General features: G+C 66.3%; 23 protein-coding genes and 1 pseudogene. 19 read left to right on the top strand and 5 right to left on the bottom strand.

The annotated features are described in order from the left end of the window. The first annotated feature begins 167 nt into the window (after positions 1 to 167). The 19 genes from BMG07_RS42945 to BMG07_RS28330 all read left to right on the top strand — a co-directional run bounded on the left by BMG07_RS42945 (position 168) and on the right by BMG07_RS28330 (position 16,322). Entirely contained in the window at positions 168 to 410 is a 243-nt protein-coding gene (locus tag BMG07_RS42945) for a hypothetical protein (protein ID WP_269759470.1), read from the top strand. A 259-nt stretch (positions 411 to 669) separates the two neighbouring features. Then, positions 670 to 1,908 carry a murein L,D-transpeptidase family protein gene (locus BMG07_RS28250; RefSeq protein WP_269759471.1) on the top strand — a complete coding sequence of 413 codons (1,239 nt, stop codon included), beginning with the start codon at positions 670 to 672 and terminating at the stop codon, positions 1,906 to 1,908. 416 nt (positions 1,909 to 2,324) lie between these two features. Beyond that, a complete protein-coding gene (locus BMG07_RS28255; protein ID WP_198087316.1) occupies positions 2,325 to 2,507 on the top strand; it encodes a Flp family type IVb pilin in 183 nt (60 codons plus the stop codon). A 61-nt stretch (positions 2,508 to 2,568) separates the two neighbouring features. Continuing rightward, a complete protein-coding gene (locus tag BMG07_RS28260) occupies positions 2,569 to 2,751 on the top strand; it encodes a Flp family type IVb pilin (RefSeq protein ID WP_198087317.1) in 183 nt (60 codons plus the stop codon). A 17-nt stretch (positions 2,752 to 2,768) separates the two neighbouring features. Beyond that, positions 2,769 to 3,272, top strand: coding sequence for a prepilin peptidase (locus BMG07_RS28265; protein WP_198087318.1), 504 nt, complete (start codon positions 2,769 to 2,771; stop codon positions 3,270 to 3,272). 227 nt (positions 3,273 to 3,499) lie between these two features. Further along, positions 3,500 to 4,354, top strand: a complete 855-nt coding sequence (gene cpaB / locus BMG07_RS28270; RefSeq protein WP_307867105.1) for a Flp pilus assembly protein CpaB — start codon at positions 3,500 to 3,502, stop codon at positions 4,352 to 4,354. A gap of 86 nt (positions 4,355 to 4,440) precedes the next feature. Beyond that, complete coding sequence (locus tag BMG07_RS28275) at positions 4,441 to 5,784, top strand: type II and III secretion system protein family protein (RefSeq protein WP_269759472.1); 1,344 nt, start codon at positions 4,441 to 4,443, stop codon at positions 5,782 to 5,784. Positions 5,785 to 5,824: 40 nt separating this feature from the next. Next, positions 5,825 to 7,108: a histidine kinase gene (locus tag BMG07_RS28280; protein ID WP_198087320.1), complete on the top strand. Its 1,284-nt coding sequence runs from the start codon at positions 5,825 to 5,827 to the stop codon at positions 7,106 to 7,108. Positions 7,109 to 7,112: 4 nt separating this feature from the next. Then, positions 7,113 to 8,426 carry a CpaF family protein gene (locus tag BMG07_RS28285; RefSeq protein WP_198087321.1) on the top strand — a complete coding sequence of 438 codons (1,314 nt, stop codon included), beginning with the start codon at positions 7,113 to 7,115 and terminating at the stop codon, positions 8,424 to 8,426. Further along, complete coding sequence (locus BMG07_RS28290) at positions 8,419 to 9,417, top strand: type II secretion system F family protein (RefSeq protein WP_198087322.1); 999 nt, start codon at positions 8,419 to 8,421, stop codon at positions 9,415 to 9,417. Before BMG07_RS28285 ends, BMG07_RS28290 begins: the two co-directional genes overlap by 8 nt. Continuing rightward, positions 9,414 to 10,376 (top strand): type II secretion system F family protein, encoded by a 963-nt coding sequence (locus BMG07_RS28295; protein ID WP_198087323.1) that lies wholly within the window; start codon positions 9,414 to 9,416, stop codon positions 10,374 to 10,376. The genes BMG07_RS28290 and BMG07_RS28295 overlap by 4 nt, the downstream gene beginning before the upstream one ends. Continuing rightward, the gene (locus tag BMG07_RS42950; protein ID WP_269759473.1) at positions 10,373 to 10,951 is read left to right on the top strand and encodes a hypothetical protein; all 579 of its coding nucleotides are present in this window, start codon (positions 10,373 to 10,375) and stop codon (positions 10,949 to 10,951) included. The genes BMG07_RS28295 and BMG07_RS42950 overlap by 4 nt, the downstream gene beginning before the upstream one ends. Further along, positions 10,951 to 11,349 (top strand): hypothetical protein, encoded by a 399-nt coding sequence (locus BMG07_RS42955; protein WP_269759474.1) that lies wholly within the window; start codon positions 10,951 to 10,953, stop codon positions 11,347 to 11,349. The genes BMG07_RS42950 and BMG07_RS42955 overlap by 1 nt, the downstream gene beginning before the upstream one ends. After that, positions 11,346 to 11,771, top strand: a complete 426-nt coding sequence (locus BMG07_RS28305; RefSeq protein ID WP_198087324.1) for a DUF3613 domain-containing protein — start codon at positions 11,346 to 11,348, stop codon at positions 11,769 to 11,771. Before BMG07_RS42955 ends, BMG07_RS28305 begins: the two co-directional genes overlap by 4 nt. Before the next feature lie 34 nt (positions 11,772 to 11,805). After that, entirely contained in the window at positions 11,806 to 12,279 is a 474-nt protein-coding gene (locus BMG07_RS28310) for a TadE/TadG family type IV pilus assembly protein (RefSeq protein ID WP_198087325.1), read from the top strand. After that, positions 12,276 to 12,770 carry a TadE/TadG family type IV pilus assembly protein gene (locus tag BMG07_RS28315; protein WP_269759475.1) on the top strand — a complete coding sequence of 165 codons (495 nt, stop codon included), beginning with the start codon at positions 12,276 to 12,278 and terminating at the stop codon, positions 12,768 to 12,770. Before BMG07_RS28310 ends, BMG07_RS28315 begins: the two co-directional genes overlap by 4 nt. A gap of 61 nt (positions 12,771 to 12,831) precedes the next feature. Continuing rightward, complete coding sequence (locus tag BMG07_RS28320; protein WP_198087326.1) at positions 12,832 to 13,710, top strand: TadG family pilus assembly protein; 879 nt, start codon at positions 12,832 to 12,834, stop codon at positions 13,708 to 13,710. Between the two features lie 35 nt (positions 13,711 to 13,745). Then, positions 13,746 to 14,858 (top strand): hypothetical protein, encoded by a 1,113-nt coding sequence (locus BMG07_RS28325; protein WP_198087327.1) that lies wholly within the window; start codon positions 13,746 to 13,748, stop codon positions 14,856 to 14,858. Between the two features lie 39 nt (positions 14,859 to 14,897). Then, positions 14,898 to 16,322, top strand: a complete 1,425-nt coding sequence (locus BMG07_RS28330; RefSeq protein ID WP_198087328.1) for a sigma 54-interacting transcriptional regulator — start codon at positions 14,898 to 14,900, stop codon at positions 16,320 to 16,322. Between the two features lie 11 nt (positions 16,323 to 16,333). Here BMG07_RS28330 and BMG07_RS28335 read toward each other — a convergent pair whose 3' ends face one another. The 5 genes and pseudogenes from BMG07_RS28335 to BMG07_RS28360 all read right to left on the bottom strand — a co-directional run. Next, positions 16,334 to 17,929, bottom strand: coding sequence for a TolC family protein (locus BMG07_RS28335; protein ID WP_198087329.1), 1,596 nt, complete (start codon positions 17,927 to 17,929; stop codon positions 16,334 to 16,336). Beyond that, positions 17,926 to 21,090, bottom strand: coding sequence for an HlyD family type I secretion periplasmic adaptor subunit (locus BMG07_RS42960; protein ID WP_269759477.1), 3,165 nt, complete (start codon positions 21,088 to 21,090; stop codon positions 17,926 to 17,928). Before BMG07_RS42960 ends, BMG07_RS28335 begins: the two co-directional genes overlap by 4 nt. A 369-nt stretch (positions 21,091 to 21,459) precedes the next feature. Further along, complete coding sequence (locus BMG07_RS28350; protein ID WP_198087330.1) at positions 21,460 to 24,570, bottom strand: glutamate ligase domain-containing protein; 3,111 nt, start codon at positions 24,568 to 24,570, stop codon at positions 21,460 to 21,462. A gap of 115 nt (positions 24,571 to 24,685) precedes the next feature. Then, on the bottom strand, positions 24,686 to 25,189 hold the full coding sequence (gene pal / locus BMG07_RS28355; protein ID WP_198087331.1) for a peptidoglycan-associated lipoprotein Pal: 504 nt from the start codon (positions 25,187 to 25,189) through the stop codon (positions 24,686 to 24,688). Positions 25,190 to 25,272: 83 nt separating this feature from the next. Further along, positions 25,273 to 26,314 (bottom strand): annotated as a pseudogene (locus BMG07_RS28360) (hypothetical protein); the annotation flags it as partial.

Genomic DNA, 26,314 nt, shown 5'->3' on the forward strand with positions numbered 1-26,314 from the left:
GGCTGCCGCGCCCAAGCGCCCGAGGCCGCACCGGCCCCGGCACCCGCTCCCGCGCCGGCCGCCAGCACCGCGTCCAACGCCGAGGTCGAATCGGCCGTGCGCGCCTGGGCTTCGGCCTGGGCCAGCCAGGACATGGACCGCTATCTCGCGCCTACGGCAGCGACTTCGTGCCCGGTGGCGGCCAGAACCGCAAGAACTGGGAACAAGACCGCCGCGCCCGCATCGTCGGCAAGTCCAGCATCAGCGTGAACATCGAGAACCTCGTCATCAAGGTCGACGGCGACGCGGCCACGGCCAAGTTCCGCCAGATCTACCGCGCCGACAACCTCAATGTCTCGAGCCGCAAGACGCTGGACATGCAGCGTTCCGGCAATCAATGGCACATTCGCAAGGAAAGCGTCGGCGGCTAGTGACAGACATCGTCCGGCTGGGCCGGCTTCAGAATCCCCCGTTTCGTCTGCGCAGCGGACACCTGCTCGCAGCGCTGATGACCGCATCGGCGCTGATGCTCGCGGCACCCGGTGCCGCGCTGGCGTCGGGCACGGCCCCGGCCAAGCACGGCAACAACGCCAAGTCCGGCGGCAACAGCAGCGGCAACACCTCCAAGTCGAAGGCCAAGGCGCAAGCGGCAACAACAGCCGCTCGCCGGCCGCAGCCGCCGCGCATGGCATGCGTGCGTCCGTCAAGGAAGCCAAGGGCGGCAAGAAGGCGGCGGCCACGGCCGCCGAAGCGAAGACGGCTAAAGCGGTGAAAACGGCCACCCGCAAACCCGCGCGCGCCGCGGCCCCGCTGCAGGAAGCCAGCAACGCCGAGGCACGACTCATCGCGGTCTACGAGATGTTCGGCCGCGGCCAGGCCCGCCCCGCGCTGGCCAAGGCCCGCGACCTGGTGCGTGACTACCCGAATTTCCAGCTCGCGCAGCTCGTGTATGGCGACCTGCTCGCAGCCCAGGTGCCGCCGTCCAACGCCCTGCCCGACACCGCCAGCATCGCCAAGATGCGCGGCAACCCGGCCATGGCCGAGCTGCACGAAGAGTCGCGCCGCCGCCTGCAGGCCCTGCGCGACCGGCCGCCGCCCAACACCGTGCCTTCGCAGTTCCTGGCGCTCTCCACGCGCAGCCGCTACGCCATTGCCGTCGACGCCTCGCGCTCGCGGCTGTACCTGTTCGAGAACGGCGACAAGGGCCTGAAGCTCACGGCCGACTACTACATCTCGGTCGGCAAGTCGGGCACCGACAAGGCCACCGAGGGCGACGCGCGCACCCCGCTGGGCGTGTACTACATCACCAGCAGCCTCGACCCGAAGTCGCTGAAAGACTTCTACGGCGCGGGCGCCCTGCCCATCAATTACCCCAACCCGTACGACGTGCGGCGCGGCAAGACCGGCGGCGGCATCTGGCTGCACGGCACCCCGCCCCAGCAGTTCGCGCGGGCGCCGCTGGCCAGCGACGGCTGCGTGGTCATGGCCAACCCCGACCTGAAGCAGCTTTTGCGAAAAGTGCAAATCGGCGCCACCCCGGTGGTGACCGCGCGCAGCCTGCAATGGATTTCGCAACCGCAGGCCGAAAAAGAATCGCAATCGATTACCGGCGCAATCAATGGCTGGAAAGATGCGCGCGCCAATGGCAATGAAGCGCAATTGAAGAAATTCTATTTGCCCGATTTCCAGCGCATCAGCAAGAAATCGACCGAAGGTATTTCAGCCGTCGACGACGAGGTGAAATACGCGCAGGGCAAGCGCGTGCAACTCAAGGACATGTCGTACCTCCACTGGCGGGACGGTGACGACACCATGGTGGTTACCTTCGGTGAAGTGTTCGAAGGCGACAGGAGCGGACGCTCCCGGCGCCAATACTGGCTGCGTCAGGGCAGCGACTGGAAGCTCTTCTACGAAGAAATCCTGGGCTGAAGCCCTCTCGGCGACGCGGTCACGGCCCTGAACCCGTGACTTTTTGCTCACGCGTTTCGCCTTTTTTGAGTGTTACATCTGGCCGTTTGTGGCCCCGTGCTACGTAACACGTAACGGGTTTGCCCCCGTAACGCCGCCCTTTCGCGCGTTCCCGAGCGCCGTAACGTCGCCTCCCCACTTCATGGGAGGTCGCATGTCGTTCTCAGAGGGAAAAATACGTTTCCAAAGTGTTAACCGGTCGATCGTCCTCCACCTGGACCCGACCGGAAGAAGGCTGGCCGCTATCCTGCTTTACTCCTTTCGGCTAGCACACCTAGAGCTGAAGTCTTGCGGGTTTCTCTTGTTGATACACGGAGTTACGCTGTATAACATCCACCTCGTCAGCGTTTGTTAACACTTACTGAAAGGGGTAAATCATGCACAGCCTAATTACTCGATTTCTAAATGACGAGGAAGGCGCGACCGCAATTGAATATGGAATTATTGCGGGGCTGGTTGCGGTTGCAATTGTCGTTTCACTGTCTGGACCCGACGGCCTCGGCACCAAGCTTTCCGGTCTTTTTACTTATATCGCTGGCAAGGTGACCGCTCCTTCCTAACGGGAAGTCGCACATTGCCCCCTAGCAGTTCTCGTCAAACCTATCTGAAAAGGCCCTCATCATGTTCAACTCAATTGCCCGTTTTCTGCGCGACGAAGAAGGCGCCACCGCCATCGAGTACGGAATCATTGCCGGGCTTGTCGCCGTGGCGATCGTGACCTCGCTCTCGGGTCCCAGCGGGCTCGGCACCAAGCTTTCCGGTCTTTTCACCTATATCGCTGGCAAGGTCACGGCTCCCTCTTGAGCAGTCCGACGTAAGAGATGCGATTAGCGTGTTTGCTGTGGTTGCTGTTCGTTGCCGTTTATGACTTCCGTCAACGCCGCGTTCCCAACTGGCTTGTGCTCGCTGGCGCCACGGTGGCGCTGGCTGCACTCGCCCTCGGGATGCAGCCGTTCGGCCTCGAATGGTCCACCGCACTCACGGGGGCGGCCGTCGGCTTCGGTGCCCTGCTGCTCTTCTACGCCGTTGGCTTCATGGGAGCTGGCGACGTGAAATTCGCAGGCGCACTCGGACTCTGGGTGGGCCTGCCGGCATTGCTGCCGATCTGGGTCGGTGCCAGCCTGCTGGCCGGCCTGCACAGCGCGCTCTGGCTCGCGCTGCAGCGCTGGCCCGTGGCACCACGGCTCTCGCTGATGCTGCTCGGGCGCACATCGACGCCCCCCGGCGACTCCGCGTCCACGCCGGCGCGCAAGCGCATCGTTCCTTACGCGGCCTATCTCGCATTGGCCACCGCGGTCTGGATGGTCTGGGGGCGACAGGGGTAGCAGTCACCTGCCCCTGTCACAGCAGGCCCTTCATTTCTCAATTCCCATGATCGCTTGCCCCCTCTCCTTCATCCGCCGCCCATGATCAACCTCACCAAGATCCTCGCCGCCATCCTCGTGCTCCTGGCGATCGCACTCGGCGGCTACGCCTGGATGCTGAGCCGCCAGCGCCCCCGCCGGCGGTGGCAGCCACGGGCCCGAGCGCCGCGCCCACGAAAGCGAAGGAGGTGCTCGTCTACCCGGTCGTCGTGGCCGCCAAGGCCTTGCCCGCGGGCGAGGCGATTCCCGCCGACGCGCTGCGCGTGGAGCGCCTGCCGGTCAATCCGGCGGGTGCATTCCAGGACGTGGCCGTGGCAGCCGGCCGCGTGCCCGTACTCGATCTCGCGGAAGGCACGCCGGTGATGGAGAACCAGCTCGTCTCCGGCCTGGCAGTCCGTATCGCGGAGGGCGAACGCGCCGTCGCCATCAAGGCCGACGAGGTCATGGGCGTCGGCAACAAGATTCAGCCCGGCGATTTCGTCGATGTGTTCATCACGCTCAAGTCGGACGGCAAGGACATCGATCGCAGCCAGGCGCGGCTGCTGCTCGCCCGCAAGCGCGTGTTGGCCTTCGGTAGCGCATCCGTCGACGGGCTGCCATCCAAGGCATCCGACAAGGCGGCCGCGCAACAGGCCCAGCGTATCGACACGGCGCGCACCGCCGTGCTCGCCGTGCCCGTCGATGAGGTGAACCGCCTGACGATCGGCGACGCCAGCGGCCGCCTGATGCTCGCGCTGCGCAATCCCACGGACATGTCGCAACCCGATCCGAAGCTCTTCGCCGAACTTCCAACCGCATTGCAGCCCGCGACATCCAAGGCAGGTGAACCGCGCCGCGTTCCGCTCGAAGGACTCGATCTCGCACAGGCTGGATTGACCACCCTCGACCTCTCCACCGGCGGCAAGGGATCGAGCATCAAACCCGCGGCAGTCGAAGCGCGGGCGGCTACTGCCACCCGACGTGCGGAACCTGGTTCCGGCACGCGTGGAGGCCTCCAGGTCGAAGTCATTCGTGGCGAACACAGCGAAACCGTGCGCTATTGATCGAACAGCAGCCGATACCCGCCATCCAGGAAGAACACATGCATCACATGCTTCGCGCGCAGTCGACCCCTGTCACTTGCAACCCCATGGAAGTTTCATCGCGGCTGCTGCGCCCGACCCTGATCGCCCTGTGCGCGATGACACCGGCCATCTGGCCGCTGGCGTCCACCGCCGCCGACGCGCAGGCGGCACGCTCGCAGCCAGTGCAGCGTTCCCTGACACTCGGCGCCGGCACCCAGCAGGAACTGCTGATCGACAAAGGCATCGACCGCATGGCGATCGGCGACGAGACGATCGCCAACGTCACCATCACGCGCAAGACACCAAGCTCGGCGGCAGCCCGGCTGATCGTCACAGGCAAGTCGGCGGGGCGCACCACTTTGATGGTCTGGGAAAAGGGCAACACCGCCGCCACGACTTACACGATCGACGTGCAACGCCGCTCGGCCACGCTCACCGGCACTGTCGACAGCATGACCGCACACCAGGTCGAACGCGACACCGCGCTGGCCAGAAACGGAGAAAAGGCAGATCTGATCGACCGCTCGGTCGTGAACGTGCGCAGCAGCACCGTGCAGGTCGAAGTCAAGGTGGTGGAATTCAACCGCAGCGTGCTCAAGCAGGCAGGCCTGAACATCTTCAGCACACGACCCAACTCGAGCGGCTTCAGCTTCGGCGTGTTCTCGCCTTCCTCGCTCGCGTCATCGAGCTTTGCCGCCAATGGGCAGATCAGCGGCACGTACAACAACCCGCTGACGCAAGCCTTCGACCTCCTCTTCAACTTCGGCAAGGCCGGCATTGGGATGAATGTCGGTTTCCTCGAAGGCAACGGCATGGCCCGCGTGCTCGCCGAGCCCACGCTGGTGGCACTTTCGGGCCAGAGCGCCAGCTTCCTGGCCGGCGGAGAGCTGCCGATTCCCGTGCCGCAGGGCCTGGGCACCATCAGCATCGAATACAAGCCCTTCGGCATCGGACTGACGCTGACACCGACCGTGCTGTCCAACGAACGCATCGTGCTCAAGGTTGCACCCGAAGCCAGCGACCTGGACTACACGAACGCACTGACGCTGAACGGTGTCGTTGTGCCCGCTATCTCCACGCGCCGTGCCGACACCACGGTAGAGCTGGGCGACGGCGAGAGCTTCATCATCGGTGGCCTCGTAAGCCGCACCACCACCTCGAACGCCAGCAAGGTGCCGATGCTCGGCGACCTGCCGATCATCGGCACCTTCTTCAGCAAAAACAACTACCAGATGAACGAGAAGGAGCTGGTGATCCTGGTCACGCCGCACCTGGTCAAGCCCATCGCGCGCGGCACCGACCTGGCACCGTACATGCCCGGCAGCGCCGAACAACGCGACGGCGCGGTGTGGCGTTCGTACTTCCTCGGCGGCCTGATCGACACGCCGGTGCCCGGCTTCTCCCGCTGAGCACAATGACCCGGACCATGCATCGCAGCAGGCAAGCCCGATGAACGCTCCACGCGACAGCATCCCCGAGACCGGCAGCGAGACCTATCTGTTCGCGTCGAGCAACGGCGGCCACATCACGTGGCTGACCGACGCGCTCGGCACCCTGGGCTCGGTGGTCATCCTTGCACCGGACACGAAGTCGATCGACGAGCGCATCGCCTTGCTCGGGCCGGTCGCCGTGTTCATCGATTTCTCACCCGACCAGAGCGCAAACGCCGTTCAACTCCACCAGCGCCTCAAGCGCGACTGGCCGACGCTGCCCGTGCTGGCCACCGGCGTGTCGGCCGAACCCGCGGCCATGCTCTCGGCCTTGCGCGCGGGCGTCGACGACTTCATCGACATGGCCGCGCCGTCCACCGACGCCGTGACCACCCTGCGCGCGCTGCTCGACCGCCGCAGCAGCATGCAAGGCGGCACGCGCGGCAGCACGCTGGCACTGCTCGGCGCACGCGCCGGGCTTGGTGTGACCACGCTGGCCACGAGCCTTGCGCTGACACTGAACGACCAGCTCGTGCAGGCGCCCGCGCGTCCGCCGGGCCGCTCCTCGCGCCATGGGGTGGCGCTGCTGGACCTGGGCCTGCCCGCGCGCGACGGCCTGCTCTACCTCGACACGCAAAGCGGCTTCAGCTTTGTCGACGGCGTGCGCAATTTGCGCCGCCTCGACCAGACGCTGCTGCACACCGCGCTGGCGCACCACACCAGCGGCGTGGCCATCCTGCCGCTGCCCGCCAGCCTGTCGCAGGTGCGCGAGATCTCGCACGCGGACTCTGTCGCCCTGATCAAGCGGCTGGCCGACTTCTTCGATTTCCAGATCGCCGACCTCGGCGGCTTCTCCACAATCGACTTCATGGCGCAGACCGTGCGCGAGGCGCAGCAGACCTGGGTCGTGTGCGACCAGAGCATCGGCGGTATCGTGTCCACGGCCAACATGCTCAAGGAATTGCGCGCGCGCAATGTCGAGATCGAGCGCCTCGCACTGGTGGTCAACAAGTTCGACAGCCACGTGGGGCTTTCGGCCAAGGACATCGCCGAGCGGCTCGAGCTGCCGTTGCGGCACGTGCTGCCCGCGCGAAGTGCACCGCTGATGGCCGCCGCGAGCCGCGGGGAAATGCTGGTGCGCACCGCGCGAAGCGATCCCTACGCGCAGGCCGTGACGGGACTCGCCCGCGGCCTGCACCAGGAATACATGTCTGCCACGGGCCAACCTCCGGCCAAGGATCCACGCTGGGTTGCGCTCATGTCGCAAGTCACCGGCCTCTGGAAGAGTTCACACGAAGGCTGATCCCATGTCCACCGATATCGAATTCGCCGACGACGACCAGGCGTTCATCAACTCCCAGCAGTTCCAGGACATCAAGAGCTGGACGCACGACCACCTGCTCAGTCGCATCGAGGAACTGGGCGCGGAGTTCGGCCGCTGGTCGCGCGCCTCGATCCAGCAGTTCGTGGAGCTGGAGGTCGACAGCTTCGTGCGCCTGCGCCGCGTGCCGATCAACGACCGCGAGATGCAGCTCATCTCCGATGCGCTCACGAAGGAGCTCGCGGGCTTCGGGCCGCTGGAAGACCTGCTCAACGACCCTGCCGTCGAGGACATCCTGATCAACGGCTACCAGAACGTCTACGTGTCGCGGCACGGCATGCTGGAACGCGAGACGGTGCGCTTCGCCGATTCTGAACACGTGATGCGCATCGTGCGCCGCATCCTCGCGCCGCTGGGGCGCCGGCTGGACGAATCGAATCCGATGGTCGACGCGCGCCTGCCCGACGGCGGCCGCATCAACGTGATCATCGAGCCGCTGGCCATCGACGGCCTGTCGGTGTCGATCCGCAAGTTCCGCAAGGAGCCGCTCACACCGCTCGACCTGGTGAAGCTCGGCACCTTCGATGCCGGCATGGCGCAGCTGCTCGAGATCGCGGTGCGCGCGCGCTGCAACATCCTCGTGAGCGGCGGTACCAGCTCGGGCAAGACCTCGCTGCTGAATGCGCTCGCAAGCTACATCCCCGCGCGCGAGCGCGTCATCACCATCGAGGACACGGCCGAGCTGTCGCTGGGCACCAGCCACGTGGTGCGCCTCGAAAGCCGCCCCGGCGGTTTCGACGGCACGGGCGTGGTGTCGATCCGCGACCTGCTGCGCAACAGCCTGCGCATGCGACCCGACCGGATCATCGTGGGCGAAGTGCGCGGGGCCGAAGTCATCGAGATGATGCAGGCCATGAACACCGGCCACGAGGGCTCGATGGGCACCATCCACGCGAGCTCGCCGCGCGAATGCCTCTACCGCCTGGAGATGCTCGCGGGCTTCGCGGGCTACCAGGGCAGCGAGGTGAGCCTGCGCCGGCAGATCGCCAATGCCATCGATTTCATCGTGCAGATCGGGCGTTTGTCTGGTGGCCAGCGCCGTATCCTCTCGCTGAGCGAAGTAACAGGCGTCAACGACAACGTGGTCGCGATGCAGGAGCTCTACCGCTACGAGCCGGTCGTTTCGCCCGACGGCGAGGAACGCGACCGCTGGGTGTCTTTGGGCATCGCGCCGCATTCTCCCAAGATCACACGCTTCCGCCAGTCGATGTCGCGCGCACATGGAGACGGCCGTGCGTGAAGCCCTTCTTGTCGTGGCATGCATCGCGCTGCTGATGGCGGCGGCGGGGCTGATGCTGTGGCAGTGGGCCAAGGCACGACAAGTGCGACTCGCCACGGAAAGGCATCTGAGCCAGCAGATCCTTGCGACCAGCACGGCGACAGCGGCAATACCCATGCCGATCAGAGACCGGGAGCTTCCGGGGGAAGGCCTGGCGTCGACATTGACGACGGACCCGTGGCTCGAATCCGAAACTACGACTGCTGCAGCCCCCCCTGCGAACCTGCTTGAACGGGCCATGCCCGGCTGGATGGTCGGTGTCGTGGAGCCCCGCACTATCGCATTCGCGCTGGCTGCCATTGTTGTGCTCTGTGCATTGACAGGCGTGCTGGCGGGCGGCCTGGCCGCGGCGATCGTGCTGTTCCTGTCGCTGCTCGCTGCAAGCTTTTTCCTGTGGTGGCGACTGCAGAAATTCCGGCGCAAGCTGGTCAGTCAGTTGCCTGCCTACATCGACGCGATGGTGCGCCTGATCACCATCGGCAACTCCACCCAAGCGGCGTTCCAGCTGGCAATCGCCACCACGGAGGCCCCGCTGCGCGGCCACCTGGAACGCTCGGCCGCGCTGGTTCGCGCCGGGATGGATCTCGACCGCGCACTGCACCAGACAGCCACCAACGTGCGCATCGAGGAGATGTTCCTGCTGGCATCGATCCTGGGCCTGGGCGTGCGCTACGGTGGCCGCGCCGACCTGCTGCTCGAGCGCGTAGGAAACTTTATGCGCGACCGCGAACAAGCGGAACAGGAACTGAGCGCCATGTCGTCGGAGACACGCCTCTCGGCGTGGATCCTGGGCCTGCTGCCGATTGGCGTAGGTGGATTCCTGATCCTCAGCAACCCCAGCTATTTCATGGGCATGTGGAACGACGACACGGGACGGATCCTGATCTTTTCCTCCGCGGGCTTGCAGGTCGCGGGCGTGGCCCTTCTTTACCGTCTGGCGAGGTTGGCATGACGTTCACCTCCACTCAACTGGCCATCTTCAGTCTTGTTCTTTTGGCGTTGGGCTTGATGGTCGGTGCCGGTGCACTGGTCGCCGCCGAACTGCGTCGCGCGCGCAGCGGCAAGGTCATCGGCCGGGCGATCCAGCAGGCCGCGCTCGCGCCTGGGTCCCAGTCCGTGACGACTGCGCAGATGGACGCCGAGGGCGCATTCAAGCCCGAGCTCGAACTGCCTTTCCACTGGCTGGATTCTCGCCTGGGCCGGGCTTTCGTCGCGGACGAAGACCGCAACCTCATCGACCAATGCGGGCTGCCTTCGAAGCGGACACAGCTGATCTTCCTGGTGACGCGGATCCTGCTCGCCCTTGTCTTGCCGCTGCTGGTCTATGTCACCTGGAGCAGCGGGCATGAGCAAGGCACTGTCGTCACCGTGCTCGCAACCGCGGGCGTATTCGGATTCATGGCGCCCAAGTGGATCCTTGGCCGCATCGCCGCTGGCCGCCGTGAACGCGCGGCCAGGGAGTTGCCCTTGTTCATCGACCTGTTGCGCCTGCTGCAAGGCGTTGGCCTGAGTCTCGACCAAAGCCTCCAGATCATGGCGACCGATTTTTCGCATGTGCTGCATGTGCTCGGCTACGAACTGGGCATCGCCAATGCACAGTACAGCCAGGGACGCACCCGCGAGCACTCCCTGCACCGCCTGGCGACGCTGCACAAGAACGAGAACATGCGGGGACTGGTCTCGCTGCTGGTGCAGGTCGACCGACACGGGGGCGCGGTGCAGGAGCCACTGCGCGTCTTCAGCGACCGCCTGCGCGAAAGCCGGCGCTCGGAAATGAAGGAACGCATCGGGAAGATCACCGTGAAGATGACCGGTGTCATGGTGGTTTCGCTGCTGCCAGCACTCGTGATCATCACGGCGGGTCCCGGTTTCATCGCGATATTCCGTTCATTGGGAGCTATTGCCAAATGACAACCCTCCTCTTTTCCATGCGCGCACGCCAAGTCGGCCGCATGCTGGCATGCGCCGCTGCCGCTACAGCAGTCCTGGCCGTCACGGGATGCAGCCTTTTTAAGGACACTTCGTCCGGCTATACGGCGAGTGCCGATGCTCAACAGCGTGCGGCCGCCGAGGCGTCTGCTGAAACGAAAGCCAGCGCGAACATCGACAGCAAAGCGACGTACCTCAAGCTGGTCGAGCAGATGCAGAAGGAAGGACTTTGGTTCGCCTCGCTGGCGCACATCGACGCGCTCGAACAGCGCTGGGGCGTGTCGCCGGAGTCCACCCGCCTGCGCGCCGATGCCCTGCGCCAGACCGACCAGGCCGCACTCAGCGAACAAGCCTACAAGCGCCTGATCGGCACGCCGCTGGAGAGCGTCGGTTACCGCGGTCTCGGCCTGTTGGCCGGTATGCGCGGCAGCTTCGCGGAAGCCGTGCAATTGCTGAGGCAAGCACAGCGCCAGGCACCGACCGATGCGCTCCTGCTCAGCGACCTGGCTACGCCAGCCTGCGCGCCGGACAGATCGAGGAAGCCCGGCTTCCGCTGATGCAGGCGCTGCAACTGCGCCCGGACAGCACGCAGGCCCAATCCAACCTCGCGCTGTACCTGGAAGTCACCGGTCAGCGCGAGCAGGCGGACCGGCTGATGGAAGTCAACCGCATGCCCGCCGCCGCCCGCACCGCCGTGCGCGAGGCCGCGCAGCAGATGCGCGGAGGCAGTACCACGCCGCCGCTCGCGGCAACACCCGCGGCACCGGTCGCTCTTGCCGTGCGTCCGCTTTCAGGAAGCCTGCAGCCGGCACGCGACGACACGGCACCGCCCCCCTTGATGCTCAAGGCATCGCGTTGGGCCGGCATGGGTGGCGTGCGCACGGCCAGCCAGTTGAATCCGTCCACTGCCGATGCAGCGTTGTCGCCGAACTCCACCTCGCAAGGTCCCCAATGAAAAAAGAACACGCCGTCCGCATCGCTTCTCTGTCGGCATGGGGCTTGGCCGGCGCGCTGGTGCTCGCCGCGCCCGCTGCCATGGCGCAGGAAGCAATGAAATCCACGCAGCCCGTGCCCGAAGCGGCCGCAGCGGTATCGTCGCCTGTTCCAACGTCTCAACCCGCGCATCCGGGTCAGGAAGAAATAGCGGAGGGAGACACACTCGTTTACGAGCGGCCGCAGGTCGGAGACACCACGCAGGCCCTGCTCGCATGGCAGCGCAGCGGTGAAATTGCCTCGCCCACGCCCCGCCCCATTGCCGGCGCCGTGGCGAACCGAAGCTACGAACGCTACATGAAGAGCTTCGAGTTCCCGATTCCAGAGCGCATGAGCTCGATCGTCAAGTCATCGTCGTCGTCAGGTGGCGGCGGGAGCAAGTAACGAGCGCTGCGGGATCAACGAACACGTACTCGCCATGAAGACACCAGGCATCCGCAACTCGGCACGCGCTCAGCGCGGCGTGTACGCGATCGAGTTCGCCCTGGTGTTTCTCATCCTGTTTTCGTTGATGTACGGAATCATCTGCTACGGCATGATCTTCACGTTTCGCATGGGATTGCAGAACGCGGCGGAGGACGGCGCCCGCGCGGCGCTGCAGTACCAGAACACCGTCGAAGGCCGCAGACAACGAGCGCAAGCCGTAGCAAGTGCTCAAAGCAACTGGATGCCTTCCATCGTGAACCTGGCGCCGACAGCACAGGTCTGCACCGTCGAAGACGGCAATTGTGTGGCGGCCAAATGCGGAACCACCTGGGTCATGCGTTGCCAGGTCGTGGTGACGATTACCGCCAACAATCTTCGCGCACTGCTGCCGCCGCTTCCGAATTTTGCGATTCCTGATCAGATCGTCGGTCAGGCGACCATGCTGCTCGATGGAAAGTCGCAATGACCATGATCAAGAGAGCACCTGTCGATAGGAGCTCGGCCAAGCGACAAAGCGGCTTGGCCGCGATCGAGTTCGCGCTTGTGTTCGTGGTGCTTTTTCTCGCCGTGTACGGTGTCGCTTCGATCGGCGCGGTGCTCTACGTACAGCAGGTTGTTTCGCGCGCCGCCGAGGACGGCGCCAGAGCGGCCTTGCAATTGAGCCTCGACGTGTCGGCCAACGACAGCCGGGTCCAGTCTGCCGTCTACCAATCTCTTGCGTCGTCGTCGATCACGCCTTCCGTGGCGGGAAGCTCCATTGCCTCGAAACTCGCGTGGTTGAAGAACAATATGCCGTCGAGCCTTATCACCGTGGACACGTCGAGTCCGATCCAGGTCATGGTGAAAGTCGCCTACCCCTATGGGAACAATCCCATCGTTCCGGCGCTGCCATTTACGGGAATCGTTCTTCCCCCCAACTTGCAGGGCAAGGCAACAACGGCCAAGCCCTTGCCCTGAGGTTTCTATGTGGCCATTCTTTCAAGGACAAGCATCACATCGGAATCGGCAACGTGGCTCCGTGCTCGTCAACGCGGCCATCGCGTTGAGCTTGATCATCATCACGCTGGTGGGCACTGAAATCGGCTATCTTTTTTTCCTGAAGAGGGAGTTTCAGAAGTCGGCCGACCTTGCGGCACTGGCGGGAGCACAAGCACTCACCACCAGCAGTTGCACCGAAGCCTCGACGGCCGCCATTGCCAACGCTTCCCAGAACCTGCCAACGGGATTTCAGATGGGCTCGGGCGACGTGGTCTGTGGTCGCTGGGATCCATCGAGCATCCCGGGGCCCAGGTATTTTTCGGCAGGCGCGGCGCCGTTCAATGGTGTGCAGATCTCCTTGCAGCGAACACCTCCGATGCTGCTGACGGGCATATCGGGGGGCATTCAGCGCCAGATCCAGGTGCAGGCGCTTGCGGTCAAGGATGAACCATCGGTTGTTTTTTCCGTGGGCGCCAAGCTCGTCGACGTCAGCCCGGGGGGTGCGCTGACTTCCATTCTGAAGATCGCGGGCGTGAATGTGGACAACGCTTGCGTCGGTTGCTACACAGGACTCGTCACGGCCAACATCTCCGCAGGAGACTTGTTGAAGGCACTGGGAATACCGGTCAGCGCGGACTTGACAGTTGGCGGCTTGAACGCACTCCTGGCGGCCAAGAAAGTCAGTGTCGGGCAGCTCGTCAACGTCATTGCAACCCTTGCCGATCAAAGTGGCCTCCTGGCCGCCAACGCGAAGCTCCTCGGCGCGCTGATAGATGCTGGCATCGATGTCAACTCCCTTCTCGTGCAGGTAGGTACCGATCCTGCGGCAGTCGGCGGCACCAGAGGCTTGTTCACGGTCATCAAGGCCCCCACGAGTTCAGCAGCCCTCAACACCCAGATCAACGCCTCGATCTTTTGAAGACGGCTCTCAGCGTTGGAACGTCGGAACACGCCGTGACGCTGAATCAACAACTCGGCGCACTGGGACTCAACGTCGAAGCACGTGTCATCGAACCGGCATCCATCGGCATTGGCGGCGTGGGCACAACGGCTTACAACTCTCAAATAAGAGTCTTCGCATCCATCAATACGAACACGAGCATCGTGGGCGGCATCCTTGGAGCGTTGGCCACGCAAATAACCCTTCCGATATCCATCGACATCGGAAACGCACTTGGCACGGTGCGCAACATCGACTGCAGTTCGACCCCCACGAAGGCGACCATCGACGTGGATGCCCCGCTTCTGAGCGCCTGTATCGGACAGATTTCGTCCACCGTTCTCTGGTCCAAGTCCAATGTCTGCCAGACCGATCTGCAGCCAATGTCCCTGGTCAGAATCCTGGGTGTGGATCTGCTGGCGGGGAAGGCATATTTGCCCGCACTTCCCAACTCCACCACAGTGGTCCTGTCCGCTGGTGATACCGTCACGACCGGAGGGAATTCCCTTGCCATCGGCACCACGGTTTCCACGCTCCTGAGTGACCTCTTGAAGCTGCTGCTCGGAAACCCAGGGACCGGGGCAGGAACACCCGCGACCCGACCGACGACACCGGCCATTGCCGCGACGCTGGCCAATCACTACATTCCGACAACCACTGGCGCCAGCATGAACCAAAGCGCAGTCGACGCTGTGCAAGCAGCGCTGACGGCCGACGGATTGACCTGGAACCGCCCCCTTCTCGGCATACTTTCGCAGTCGATGCCTTCGGAATGGGCCGGCAATGTAGCCAGCTGCAAGACTTCATTCACCGCCTATCAGACTTCCTGTGTTCGTTCCACGCTGGTCGACTCTCTACAAACCGCAAATCAGAATGGACTCTTGACCGGCATATTGAATGGCCTGGTGCAACTTATTTCAGGCCTGCTCGGTGTCGGTTCTTCCGATGGCGGCACGCCTCTGCTTGCAGGCCTTCTTGGCCCATTGGTCAACCTGTTGCAACCAGTCCTCGATGTCGTAGGCAAGTTCGTCTCCGATCTTTTGCAGACGCTGCTCGGACTCCAGCTCGGTCAGACCGACGTTCATCTGCACTCCATCAGTTGCCGCAATGCGAAGCTCGTCTATTGAAGAAGGCCGGAGCAAGTTGCCAATTTCTTATCGTTCCACATGAGCTCCCCCGCCAATTTCGACGAACTCGACCTCTTTGTCTGGGAGGGCAAAGCCGACATCCTCGACCGCATCGCGCGGTGCATGGCGAGCTTCGACGTGGAGGTCATCCGGGCCGACGGCCTGCCCACGCCCGAGCCCGATCGCGGTGTCGCGCTGCGCCCCTCGGTCGCGATCATCAGCGTCACCGTCATCGACGGCGGCGGCCTTGCGCACGCAACCGAGCGGCTGCAGGGCATGCCGGTGATCTGGGTCGCCGCGGGCTCGCGCGAACGCGACTCGCGCACCTATCCGCCCGAGTACCTGCACGTGCTGCCCTACGACTTCACCTGCGCCGAGTTGCGCACGATGGTCGCGAAGCTGGTGCGTCAGCTGCGCGCGCGCGACGTGGCGCCGCAGGCGCCCGACGTGCTGGTGGCGCATTCGGAAGCGATGAAGTCGCTGCTGGCCGAAGTGGGCGCTTTTGCCGACTGCAACCACAGCGTGCTGGTGCGCGGCGAAACCGGCGTGGGCAAGGAACGCATTGCGCAGCAGTTGCACCTAGGTCACCAACACTACAGCAAGGGCGCGTTCGTGGCGGTGAACTGCGGCGCGATTCCCGACGGGCTCTTCGAGTCGCTGTTCTTCGGCCACACGAAGGGCTCGTTCACGGGCGCAGTTCACGCGCACCGCGGCTACTTCGAGCAGGCCACGGGCGGCACGCTGTTCCTCGACGAAATCGGCGACCTGCCGCGCTATCAGCAGGTCAAGCTGCTGCGCGTGCTCGAAGACAGCGCGGTGACGCGGCTGGGCGCGACGTCGCCGGTGCGCGTCGACTTCCGGCTGGTGGCTGCCACCAACCGCAACCTGCGCGAGATGGTGGCGAGCGGCGAGTTTCGCGCCGACCTGTTCTACCGGCTCGCGGTGATCGAGCTGCACGTGCCCAGCCTCGAAGAGCGCGGCGAGGTCGACAAGATCGCGATCTTCAAGGCGCTGCTGAGCAACGTGCTCGGCGACGAGCTCGAAGCGCTCGGCGAAACGCCGCACTGGCTCAGCGACGCGGTGGCCGAGACTTACTTCCCCGGCAACGTACGGCAGCTGCGCAACCTCGCGGAGCGCGTGGGCGTGATCGCGCGGCAGCTGCACAGCTGGGACCAGAACCTGATCCAGCGCGCGATCGCGTTGACGCGCGGCACGCCGGCGCCGGCGATTTCCGCGGAGCGCAACGGCGCGGGCGGCAACGGCGGCATGGCGCTCGACGGCAGCAGCGAGCGCAAGGGCTGGAACAGCGGCGAGCGCAACCGCATCATCGCGGCGCTGGAGATCAACGACTGGAAGCGCCAGGACACCGCGCAGCACCTGGGCATCAGCCGCAAGGTGCTGTGGGAGAAGATGCGCAAATACCAGATCCTCGACGGCGAGCCAGGCATCCCCGAGGACGCCTGACCCTCGCCCCGTCAGGGCAGCGAGAGGCGCGCCGTCCTGCGCAGCTGCGGGGTCGCCGAGGCGGGGCCCGTCGCACGCTCGACCACCGGCTCGCTCGCGCATGCGGTGTTGCTCGAAATGCAGAGCGCGCCCAGCAATCCGTCTTCGGTCAACGCGGGCCGGCTCGGTGCGCCGAAGAGCCGGTCGATCCAGCCGTTCGGGCTCGCGGGGTCGATGCGCAGTTCGCCGGTGGTGCGCGCCAGGCGCAGCTCCGAAATGCGCAGGTCGAACACGCCGTCGACGTAGTCGAACAGCAGCGTGTAGTAGTCGAGCTGCGCATCGAGCACCTTGGGCAGGGTCTCGCGGCCGAACTCCATGAGGCGGCGGCGGCCGCGGAAGGCCTGGCCCGACGTGCTCACGGCCTCCATCAGCTGGCGCTCGCGTTCGCGGCCGGACACGGTGCGCGCCCACGACGCGGACGTGAGTTCGAACAGGTTGAGCTTCACGCCTTCGAGCTTGGATTCCTGGCTGGCGACTTCCGCCAGCGCGGACTTCAGCCGCAGTTGCCGGTCGAAGCCGTTGCCGAAGTTCCAGTTGAGCTCGAAGGCCGCACGCGTCGGGTCTTGCGGCGACACGCCGCGCGGGTCCTTGCTCTTCACGACCACGGCGTCCAGGGTCGGGTAGAGGCTTGCGTCCTGCTGGTCGGCCAGGGCCCTGGCGCGGTCGATGCGGCCCTGGGCCTCGGCGATCTCGGTGCTGCGCGACTCGGCGCGGCGCAGGGCCTCTTCCTGCGAGCCGATGCGCCATTGCGCCGGGGCCGCAAGCACGGGCAGCGACTCGACGTTGGGCGAGAACTTGTAGTAGTTGCGGAACTTGGCCAGCGCCTCGTCGCGCTGGGCCTCGAAGTCGGACTCGCGCGCGGCCACCAGCGCGCGGCGCGACGCGGCCATGTTGAGGTCGTTGTCGCCGGTCACACCCAACGCCACGCGGCGTGCCTCGGCCTTGGAAAGCTCGGCCACCACTTCGGTGGCCTTGTGCGCGATCTGCTTCTTGAGGTCGAAGCGCTGCACCTGCAGGTAGGCGGTCAGCGCGTCGAGCACGACCTTCTGCGAGGTGGTGGCCACGGCCTCGTCGTCGGCCTGGTTGCCGGCCTCGGCGGCGCGCTGCGCGGCGCTCATGACGCCGCCGTCGAGCAGGCTCACGCGCGCCTCGGCGGTGAGCACGGTGTAGCTCTGCGTCTTGGCGTTGGTCGCGCCGCTGTTGTAGTTGCCCGACGAGGTGCCCAGCTTGAAGCGCGGGTAGCGCGCCTGCCTGGCGGCGTCGACACCGTAGCTGCTGGTGTTGGCGGTCGCCTGGGCCGTCTGCACTTCGGGGTAGTCCTGCGACAGCGCGATCAGCGCCTGCTTGACCTGCTGCGCGTAGCTGGCGGCGCCGAGCGACGGCGGCGACAAGCGGCGCGCGAGCATCAGCGGGGGCGCTGCTTCCAGCGACTGCGATGGCGCCTGTTGGGGCTCCTGCGGCTGCGCCTGTGCAAAGGCGGTCGGCGGCAGCGCGAAGCTCACGCACAGTGCCGCGCACACGACACCGGGGCCCGTGCGGCGCCGGCTGTTCGAGATGTGGACCTTCATGGTTCGCGGAAGGCTTCGCGCCGCAGCTTGAGCACGGGTCGCAGGATGTACCAGATGAACGGGTCGGTGCCGACACGCAGGTCGACCTCCGACTCCATGCCGGCGGTGATGCGGTTCTCGTCGCGCCCCACGTGCGACTGCGCCATGCTGATGAGCAGCCGGTAGTAAGGCGCGCCGTTCGAGATGGCGGGGTCGCGGTCGGCGTCGGCGGCCACCAGCTTGACCTTGCCGTCGACGGCGCCGTAGCGCAGGTAGTCGTAGGCGGTGATCTTCACGCGCGCGGTCTGCCCCACCTCGATGAAGCCGCGGTCGTTGGGATTGAGCCGCGCCTCGACCATGATCTCGTCTTCGTCGGGCACCACTTCGAGAATCGATTCGCCGGGCTTCACGACCCAGCCGGGGCTGGAGTTGCGCAGGCCCTTGACGATGCCGTCCGACGGCGCCTTCACCACCGTGCGCGAGCGCTGGGTGCGGGCACGCGCCAGGTCTTCGCTCAGGCTGGCGAACTGGCGCTCGACCGTGGCCAGCTCGTCCGACGCGCGGCGGCGGTAGCGGCCTTCGGCCTCGGCCATCTTGGCCTGCGCCTCGGTGATGGCGGCGTCGGCCGAGACCACGCCCTGGCGCGCCACCGCGAGTTCGCTGCGCACGCTCTCGGCCTGGCGGCGCTTTTCGAGCACCTCGACCTGGCCCACGAGTTTCTCGCTGAGCAATTGCTCGGAAATCTCCAGTTCCTTCTGCATCAGTTCGAGCCGGTCGCCCAGGCCCTTGACCTTGGCCTGCTGCTCCAGCTTCTTGCTGCGCGCCTGCTCCAGGCCCGACACCGCGCCGGCCATCACGCCGCGCTGCTCGAGCGCACGCGCCTGGTAGGCGCCGGTCTCGCCTTCGAACACGCCTTCGTCGATGTCTTTCGCGAAAGAGTCGCGCTTGAGCGGCTGGCCCCGGCTCTCGGCCATGAGCCGCACGCGCGTGGCCTGCGTGGCCGCGTAGCGGGCCGTGAGTTCTTCCAGGTTGAGGCCGCTGCCGCCCAGGTCGATCTCGACCAGCGACTGGCCGGCCTTGACCTTGTCGCCCTCCTTCACCAGCACGTTGCTGACGATGCCGCCTTCCAGATGCTGGATCGACTTGACGCGGTCGGACGGAATGACGCGGCCCGGCGCGACCACCACGGTCTCCATCGGAAAGCCCAGGCCGACCAGTGCCAGCACGGCAACCGCGCCACCGATGATCCATTGCCGCCGTCGTCCCTGCGGCGATGTCTGCGCCGCGCGCTTGTCTTGCTCGTCCTGAAGTATCTGCGGCAGATCTGATTTCAAAATTTGCGGCCCCCGTCGCTCGTCTTCATGTTTACGCCATGGAGCGGGTGGCCGCGGCCCCGCGCTGTCTTCGCTGTCGCCCACCGCCACCAGCGGCTTCTTGACGCCGAACAGCTTGGGCACCATGACCGCCGCGCTGCCCTGCTCGACATTGCCCTGCCCCGTCACGTGGTAAACCACGGTGGCCGCCGACACGATGCGCAGCGAATGCGTGACCACCACCACGGTGCGCACCTTGGCCACCGCGAGCATGGTGGCGAGCAGGTTGCGCTCGCTTTGAAAGTCCAGGTCGTTGCTGGGCTCGTCGAGCACCAGCACCGAGGGCTTGCGCAGGAAGCTCATGGCCAGCGCGAGCTTGCGCCGCTCGCCCACCGAGAAGCCGGTGCCGCCCTCGCCCACCACGGTGCGGTAGCCGTCGGGCAGGCGCGAGATGAAGTCGTGCGCGCCCGAGAGCTTGCAGGCCGCGACGATCTGCTCGTCGCTCTGGCCCGGCGCGCCGCGGCGCATGGTGTCGACCAGCGCGCCGCCGAACCAGTAGACCTCTTGCGACAAGTAGCTGATCCAGCGCGACAGCTCTTCGCGGCCGAACTGCGACAGGTCGTACTCGCCGATGCTCACGGTGCCGCGCGTGGGCGTGTACAGGCCCGACACCAGCTTCACGAGCGTCGACTTGCCCGCGCCGTTGCGCCCGACGATCACGTGCAGGCCGCCGGGGCCGATGTCGAGGTCGACGTTTTCCAGCACCGGCTGCTGCGAGCCCTGCGTGAAGCTGAAGCTCACGTCGCGCAGCGTGACGCGACCCAGCGGCTGCGGCAGCACCATGCCTGTGGGCGGCTTCTCGACCGGCTCGCTCAGCACGGCCTCCAGGCGCTTGGCGGCTTCTTTCGCGGTGGCCAGCGAGCGCCAGTTCGACACCAGCCCGGCCACCGGCTGCAGCGCCTTGAGCGCGAGCATGTTGGAGGCGACGAGACCGCCGACCGTCATCCACTGCTCCATGACGGAGACGGCGCCCACGGTGACGACGATGACCGAGAACACGGTGAGCAGCACGGTGGTGCCGTCGCGCGCGGTTTCGATCTGGCCGTTCTTGCTGAAGCTCTCGCTGAGCCAGGCGTTGTAGGTCTGGCGCCACATCTCGATGGTGGGGCCGTCGTTGGCCTGCGTCTTGAGCGTCTCGCGCGCATGGCAGATCTCGGAGGTGACGCGGTCCAGGCCGCGCCCGCGCTGCACTTCCTCGACGCGGCCGGTGCGCACTTCGTCGGCCCACCACCACGCCAGGAACGACATGATGGCCAGGAACACGGCCACCACCGGCAACACCGGCAGCGCCACGATGCCGATCACCACCAGCGCGAAGATGGCCATGGGCAGGTCGAAGATCGATTGCGCCAGGCCGCCGGTGACGGTGCCGCGCACCGAACCCACGTCGCGAAAGTACAGCTGCCACGACGACGCGGGCCGCGACTCCAGCGCGCGCAGCGGGCGCGCCAGCATCGAGTTGAGCAAGGCACCCGACACCCCGTGGTCGATGATCGCGCCCGCGTTGCGCAGCAGGCGCGAGCGCCGCGTGCGCAGCCAGAACTCGATGCACAGGAAGAAGAAGATGCCGCTCACCAGTGCGGCGAGCGTCGAGGTGCCGCTGCGCGACAGCACGCGGTCGTACACCTGCAGCAGGAAGATGGAAGGCAGCAGCCCGAACAGGCTGATCGGCAGCGAACGCCACGCCGCGCCCTTGACCAGCGGATAGGCCGCGCGAAATGCTTCATGCATCGCGCCCGCATAGGGGCTGGCACCAGGTTCGTCTGGCGTGTCGGCAACCAACTGGCTGGGCAAGAGGAACTTGATCATGGGAAAAAGCCGATCCGTCGTGCAATGACGCCTGCGTCATTATCAACTGTTACCAGACCGTTACAAGGCAAAAATTCACTCTCCGCGCGGCTCAGCACACAAGCACGCGCCCCTTTGCCAGACCGGCGTTCCCGCTGTGCTCCGGACCCGGTTGCGCGGCGCTTCCCTTGACCGCGCAACCGGCCGGACTCCCTGACGTGACAGCTTTCGTATGTACGGGCAAACCCTCTGCGAACACCAGCGCGATGTTGGCGCACAGCAGCATGCACAGCACCCATGCGCACAGCAGCTGGAGCCAGCCCAGCCACCAGCGGCGCGGCGCCGGCGCCTCGTGTTCGAAGGGCGAATGAAGGAGGGTGTTCCATCTGGTCATGGCAATGCTTTCAGGACCCGGGCGAGCCGGGAAAGACCGACGCCCGCCGAGCTCTTGGCCAATACCCAGTCACCGGGTTGCAAGAGGCCGCCGAGCGCGGTCGACAGATCCGACACATCGACGAACCAGTGCGAGCGGACCTTGGTCCGGATGCGCGCATGCAGCGCGCGCATCAGCGGACCGCACAGCAGCACGCGATCGGGTTGCGAAGCCAGCAGCTCCGCCTCGAGGTCCAGGTGATGGCGCTGGGCCGCCGGGCCGAGCTCCTGCATGTCGCCGAGGATCGCCACGCGGCGGGCCGGCTCGCAGGGCGCTTGCGACAGCATCTCGAGCGCGGCGCGCATCGAGCTTGGGTTGGCGTCGTAGGTTTCGTCGATCAGCTTGAAGCTGCCGCCGCCGATGTGAATGGTGTGCAGCGCGCCGCGTCCGCCCGGCGGCTCGAAGTGCGCGAAGGGCTCGACCGCCGCGGCCAGCGGCAGGCGCAGCGCCTGCAGGGCCGCGAGCGCGGCGATGGCGCTCACGCCCATGTGGCGGCCCGGCGCATTCAGCCGCAGCTGGAAGGGCTCGCCCGCCACCAGCGCCTGCACCTCGCCGTGGTCGAAGGCGAGCAGGCGCACGTCGGCGTCCTTGTGCTCGCCGAAGGTCACGATCTGCAGCTGGTGCGCCATCGCGGCTTCGGCGAAGGTCGGGAACTCGGGCATGTCGCGGTTCAGCACCACGCTGTCGCCGGGGGTCATGGCCTGGAAGATGCGCGCGTCCAGCCGCGCGGCCGCTTCCGAGGGGCCGCGATGCTTCTGCGACGCGGCCGACAGCCCCGTCACCACGATGAGCGAAGGCCGCACCAGCTGCGCCGACGCCGGCATGTGCGAGGTGCCCATCTCCATCACCCAGTAGGCCGCGTGGCGCGGCATGCAGGTCATGTTCCAGGCAATGCCCGAGGGCAGGCTGATGTTGCCTTCGGGCTGCGCGACTTCGCCCCACACGGTGAGCGCGCCGGCCAGCATGGCGGCCACGGTGCCGCTGCCCGCGCCGCTGCCCAGCACGCCGCACACGCGGCCGTTGAACTCGCAGCGCGCATGGTCGCCCAGTTGCAGCACGGCCTGCAGCACGTTCTGCACCTTGAGCACCGGCACGCGCTTGTCCAGGTGCGGCTTGGGGTCGGTGCACAGCACGGCGGCGGCCGGCTGCAGCACGCCCTTGAGCGTGACCGCCGCCAGCGGTGTCTTCGAGGGACGCGTCTGGTGGTCGAACACCACGCGGCCCTTGCGCATGAAGGAGCGCTGCGTCACGCCGCTGGCGCGCCAGCCGTCTTCGGGCCGCACCACCCATTCGCCGCCGGTGACGCGCGCCATTTCGCTCGCGGTCCAGGCCGGGCCGTCGTCCTTCGGGCCGCTGCCGACCCCGCCTGAACCGCCCGAGCCACCCGTGCCGCCGATGGCGCTTTGCGCGCGGCGCTCCAGCAGGTAGCGGTGGTAGGCCGCGAAGCCCGACACGTACTGCTCCACGTCGTCGATGCGCACGCGAAACGAGTGATGGCGGATGAAGAAGGCACCCACCACCGTCGACGGCCGGCGGAAGTACATCGCCATCTCGGGCCAGAAGAAGCCGTTGAGCAGGTAGTGCGCGCGGTAGTCGAGCGCGCGGTAGAACTTCTCGGTGTCGAGCTCGTCGAGCAGGTGCCGCATCGCGGGCATGCCTTCCAGGCGCTGCAGCATCTGCTGCGCGGCCAGCATGAGTTCGAGCAAGGTCGGGAAGGTGGTCTTGCGATCGAGCACGAAGTCGAGGTACCCCGCCACGTTCTGCAGGCCGAAGCGGAAGTACTTTTCCTGCGGGCTCCAGTAAGTGAGCTCGTTCACGCAGCAGCTCAGCCAGTGGTCGTGCGCCTGCCAGTGCTGGCTGGCGATGAAATGGTCGAAGGCCTTCTCGACCACGGCCAGCCACTGCGGGTCGCGCGTGAGGCTGTACAGGCGCATGAGGCCGTAGGCCGCTTCGCCGTCGTAGTAGATGATGCGCGAGGCCTGCTTGACCGAGAGGTCGGTCGCATGCAGCACGTGGTTGAAGCGGCCCGTGGCCGGGTCCTGCAGCGACGCGATGCCCAGCGCGAGCTTGTCGAGCAATGGCAGCCAGCGGCGCGTGTCCATCAGCTCGCAGTACTTCACCAGCGTGAGCACGCAGGCGGCGTTGCCGCCGAGCTTGATCTCGCCGCCGGTGTCGACCAGGAACGCCGCGGCGCGCCCGTCGGCCAGCGTGTAGTCGCGGATCAGCCAATTGGTCAGATGGTCGAGCGCGCGGTCGATGGCCGAGCGCAACGTTTCGTCGCGCGTGAGCTCCCACGCCTCGAGCATGGCGTAGACCGCGCTCGCATGGCGCATGGCGTCGTAGGTCGGAATGCGGCGGTCGAAGCACGGGAAGTAGCCGTACACGAAGAGCCCGTCGCTCTGCACCTGGCGCGCCAGGTAAGACGAGCCGCTGCGCACCAGGTCCAGCACCGACTGCGGGTTGAGCGCCGGCAGTTGCCGGCGGCCCGCGTCGAGCCCCGTGCCCACCAGCTTGTGCACCACGCCGTCGGGCTGGCAGAACACGCCCACGGTCGCGAGCAGGTAGACCGGTTGCTCCGCCGCCATGTCCAGCGGCGGCACGCGTTCGAAGCGGGCCTGGCCGTAGACCTCGAAGTTGCGCGGGTTCACCACCGAGTGCGCGATGGTCGAGTCGCCGCACAGCATGGCGTTGGCGTTGAGCTCCTGCTCGGTGAAGGCCAGCTCAAAGTCCTGGTCGAAGGCCAGGCCGAGGCGAAAGTAGTTGCGCTTGACGGCCGTGAGCTGGGTCTTGAACTGCACCCACTCCATCGGGCTCGCGCCCTCGACCCAGTCGATGCGCAGCCACGGCGACACGATGCCGCGCTCGCGCACCCAGCGCTCGACGAGCTCCGAGCCTTCGCGCCAGGCAATTTCGAAATCGGCGGCGCGCGCATGCACCACGTGGGCACGTTGCGAGCCGTCGCTGACGGAGAAGAACAGCGTGAACGCCGGGTACGGGGCAGGGAGTGCCGCGCACACCGACACCAGGCGTTCGTGGCAGGCGTGGAGCTGGTCTGGGAAGGACATCATGCGGCCCCGATCGAATGCGGGAGACCGGCCGCGCCCGTCATCTGCTCTCGCTTTGATGACGTGTGCGCGAACCGAAGACAACCGTCGTCGATGAAGTCATCGCGGTGATCCGGCTTCAGCGGTAGCTGAATTCGGCACGGCGATTGAGCTGATAGCCCTCCTCGGTGGTTGCAAGCGACGCGGGCTTTTCCGTGCCCCAGCTGATGGCCTCGATGCGCTCGGCCGGCACGCCCAGTTGCGTGAGCGCGCGCTGCACCGCATCGGCGCGGCGCTGGCCGAGTGCCAGGTTGTACTCGCGGCCGCCGCGCTGGTCGGTGTTGCCTTCGATCACGACCCGGCTCGACGGCCGGTTGCGCATGAAGCTCGCGTGCGCCTCGACGATGTTGCGGTCGCCGGGCCTGATGTTGTATTTGTCGAAGTCGAAGTAGACGATCTTCGAGACGCCCGCCGGCCCGTTCTGCACCGGCGGCGGCGCGGGCGGTTCCACCTTCGCCACAGCGCTTGCGCCCTTGTTGGAGTAGTAGTAGGTCGCGTCGTCGCGACCGCTCTTGGGGGCCGCACAGCCGACCAGGGTTGCCCCGAGCGCGACAATGGCCAGTATCCGGAAATTCTTTTTCATATCAATCCTTTCGCGGGACAGGCCGGTGGTGGCCTGTCCCTGGTGCTGCAGCTCCCTCGCCCCTCCTTCGCTGTTCTTGTGGATCAGCCCAGCAGGCCGTGCAGGATGTTGGTGACCGGCGTAAGGGCCGTGCCGACCGGGCTGTGCTCGACCATGCTGGTGATCGGGGTGACGACATCGGTCACCAGCGGGGCGACTGCGTGCTGCACGCTGCTCACCACGTCGGTCACCGGAGACGCCGCGCCCGAGCCGGCCAGGATGTCGGTCACCGGCGAGAGCGCTTCGGACACTGTGCTCGTAAGGCTCGACACCACCGGCGTGACCGCATCGCCCGGGGCCGCGTCGGCCGCCAGGATGTTGGCTGCCGGGGCACTGCCACCGGTCAATCCGCCGAGCAGGCTGCCGACCAGGCCGTCGTGGCCCAGCAGGCTGCCCACGAGGCCGTCGTTGCCGAGCACGCCGTCCAGCACACCGCCGGTGCCGCCACCGGTCACGCCGTTGAGCAGGCCGCCCACGAGGCCATCACTGCCCAGGACGCCGCCGAGCAAGCCGCCTTCGCTGCCGCCGAGGACACCGCCCAGCACGCCGTCGCTGCCGAGAACGCCACCGAGCAGGCCGCCGTCGCCGCCGAGCACACCGCCCAGCAAGCCACCGCCTGCGCCGCCGAGCACGCCACCCAGCAGGCCGCCGCCGTCCAGCAGGTTCGCCACGCCGTCGGTGAGGTAGTCCACTTGCGTATCGACAGCGTGCAGCACGGCATTCGTCGTGCCGGCGCCGAGCAGTTGGTCGGTCAGCGGGCTCAGCAGGCCGCCGACGCCGTCGGTCACCTGGTTCACCACGCCGTCGACCGGGTCGAGCACATTGGGGTTGTTGGCGCTGAAGCTGGTGCCCAGCACCGGGCCGAGCAGGCCGTCGACGGTGTCCGTCAGGCTGTCCGTGAGGCCGGCCACCGGTGCGAGCACGTCGCCCAGGCCGAGGTCGCCGAGCACGCCGTGGTTCAGGCCGCTGGTCAGGCTGCCGACCGCGCTGTCGACCGGGTCGAGCAGCGCCGCGCCGGTGCCCGGGGTGCCGCCGTTGCCGATGCCGCCCAGCACACCGCCGAGCACGCCACCCAGCAGGCCGTCG

The sequence above is a fragment of the Variovorax sp. E3 genome (genome assembly GCF_016082275.1).
Taxonomy (GTDB): domain Bacteria; phylum Pseudomonadota; class Gammaproteobacteria; order Burkholderiales; family Burkholderiaceae_C; genus Variovorax.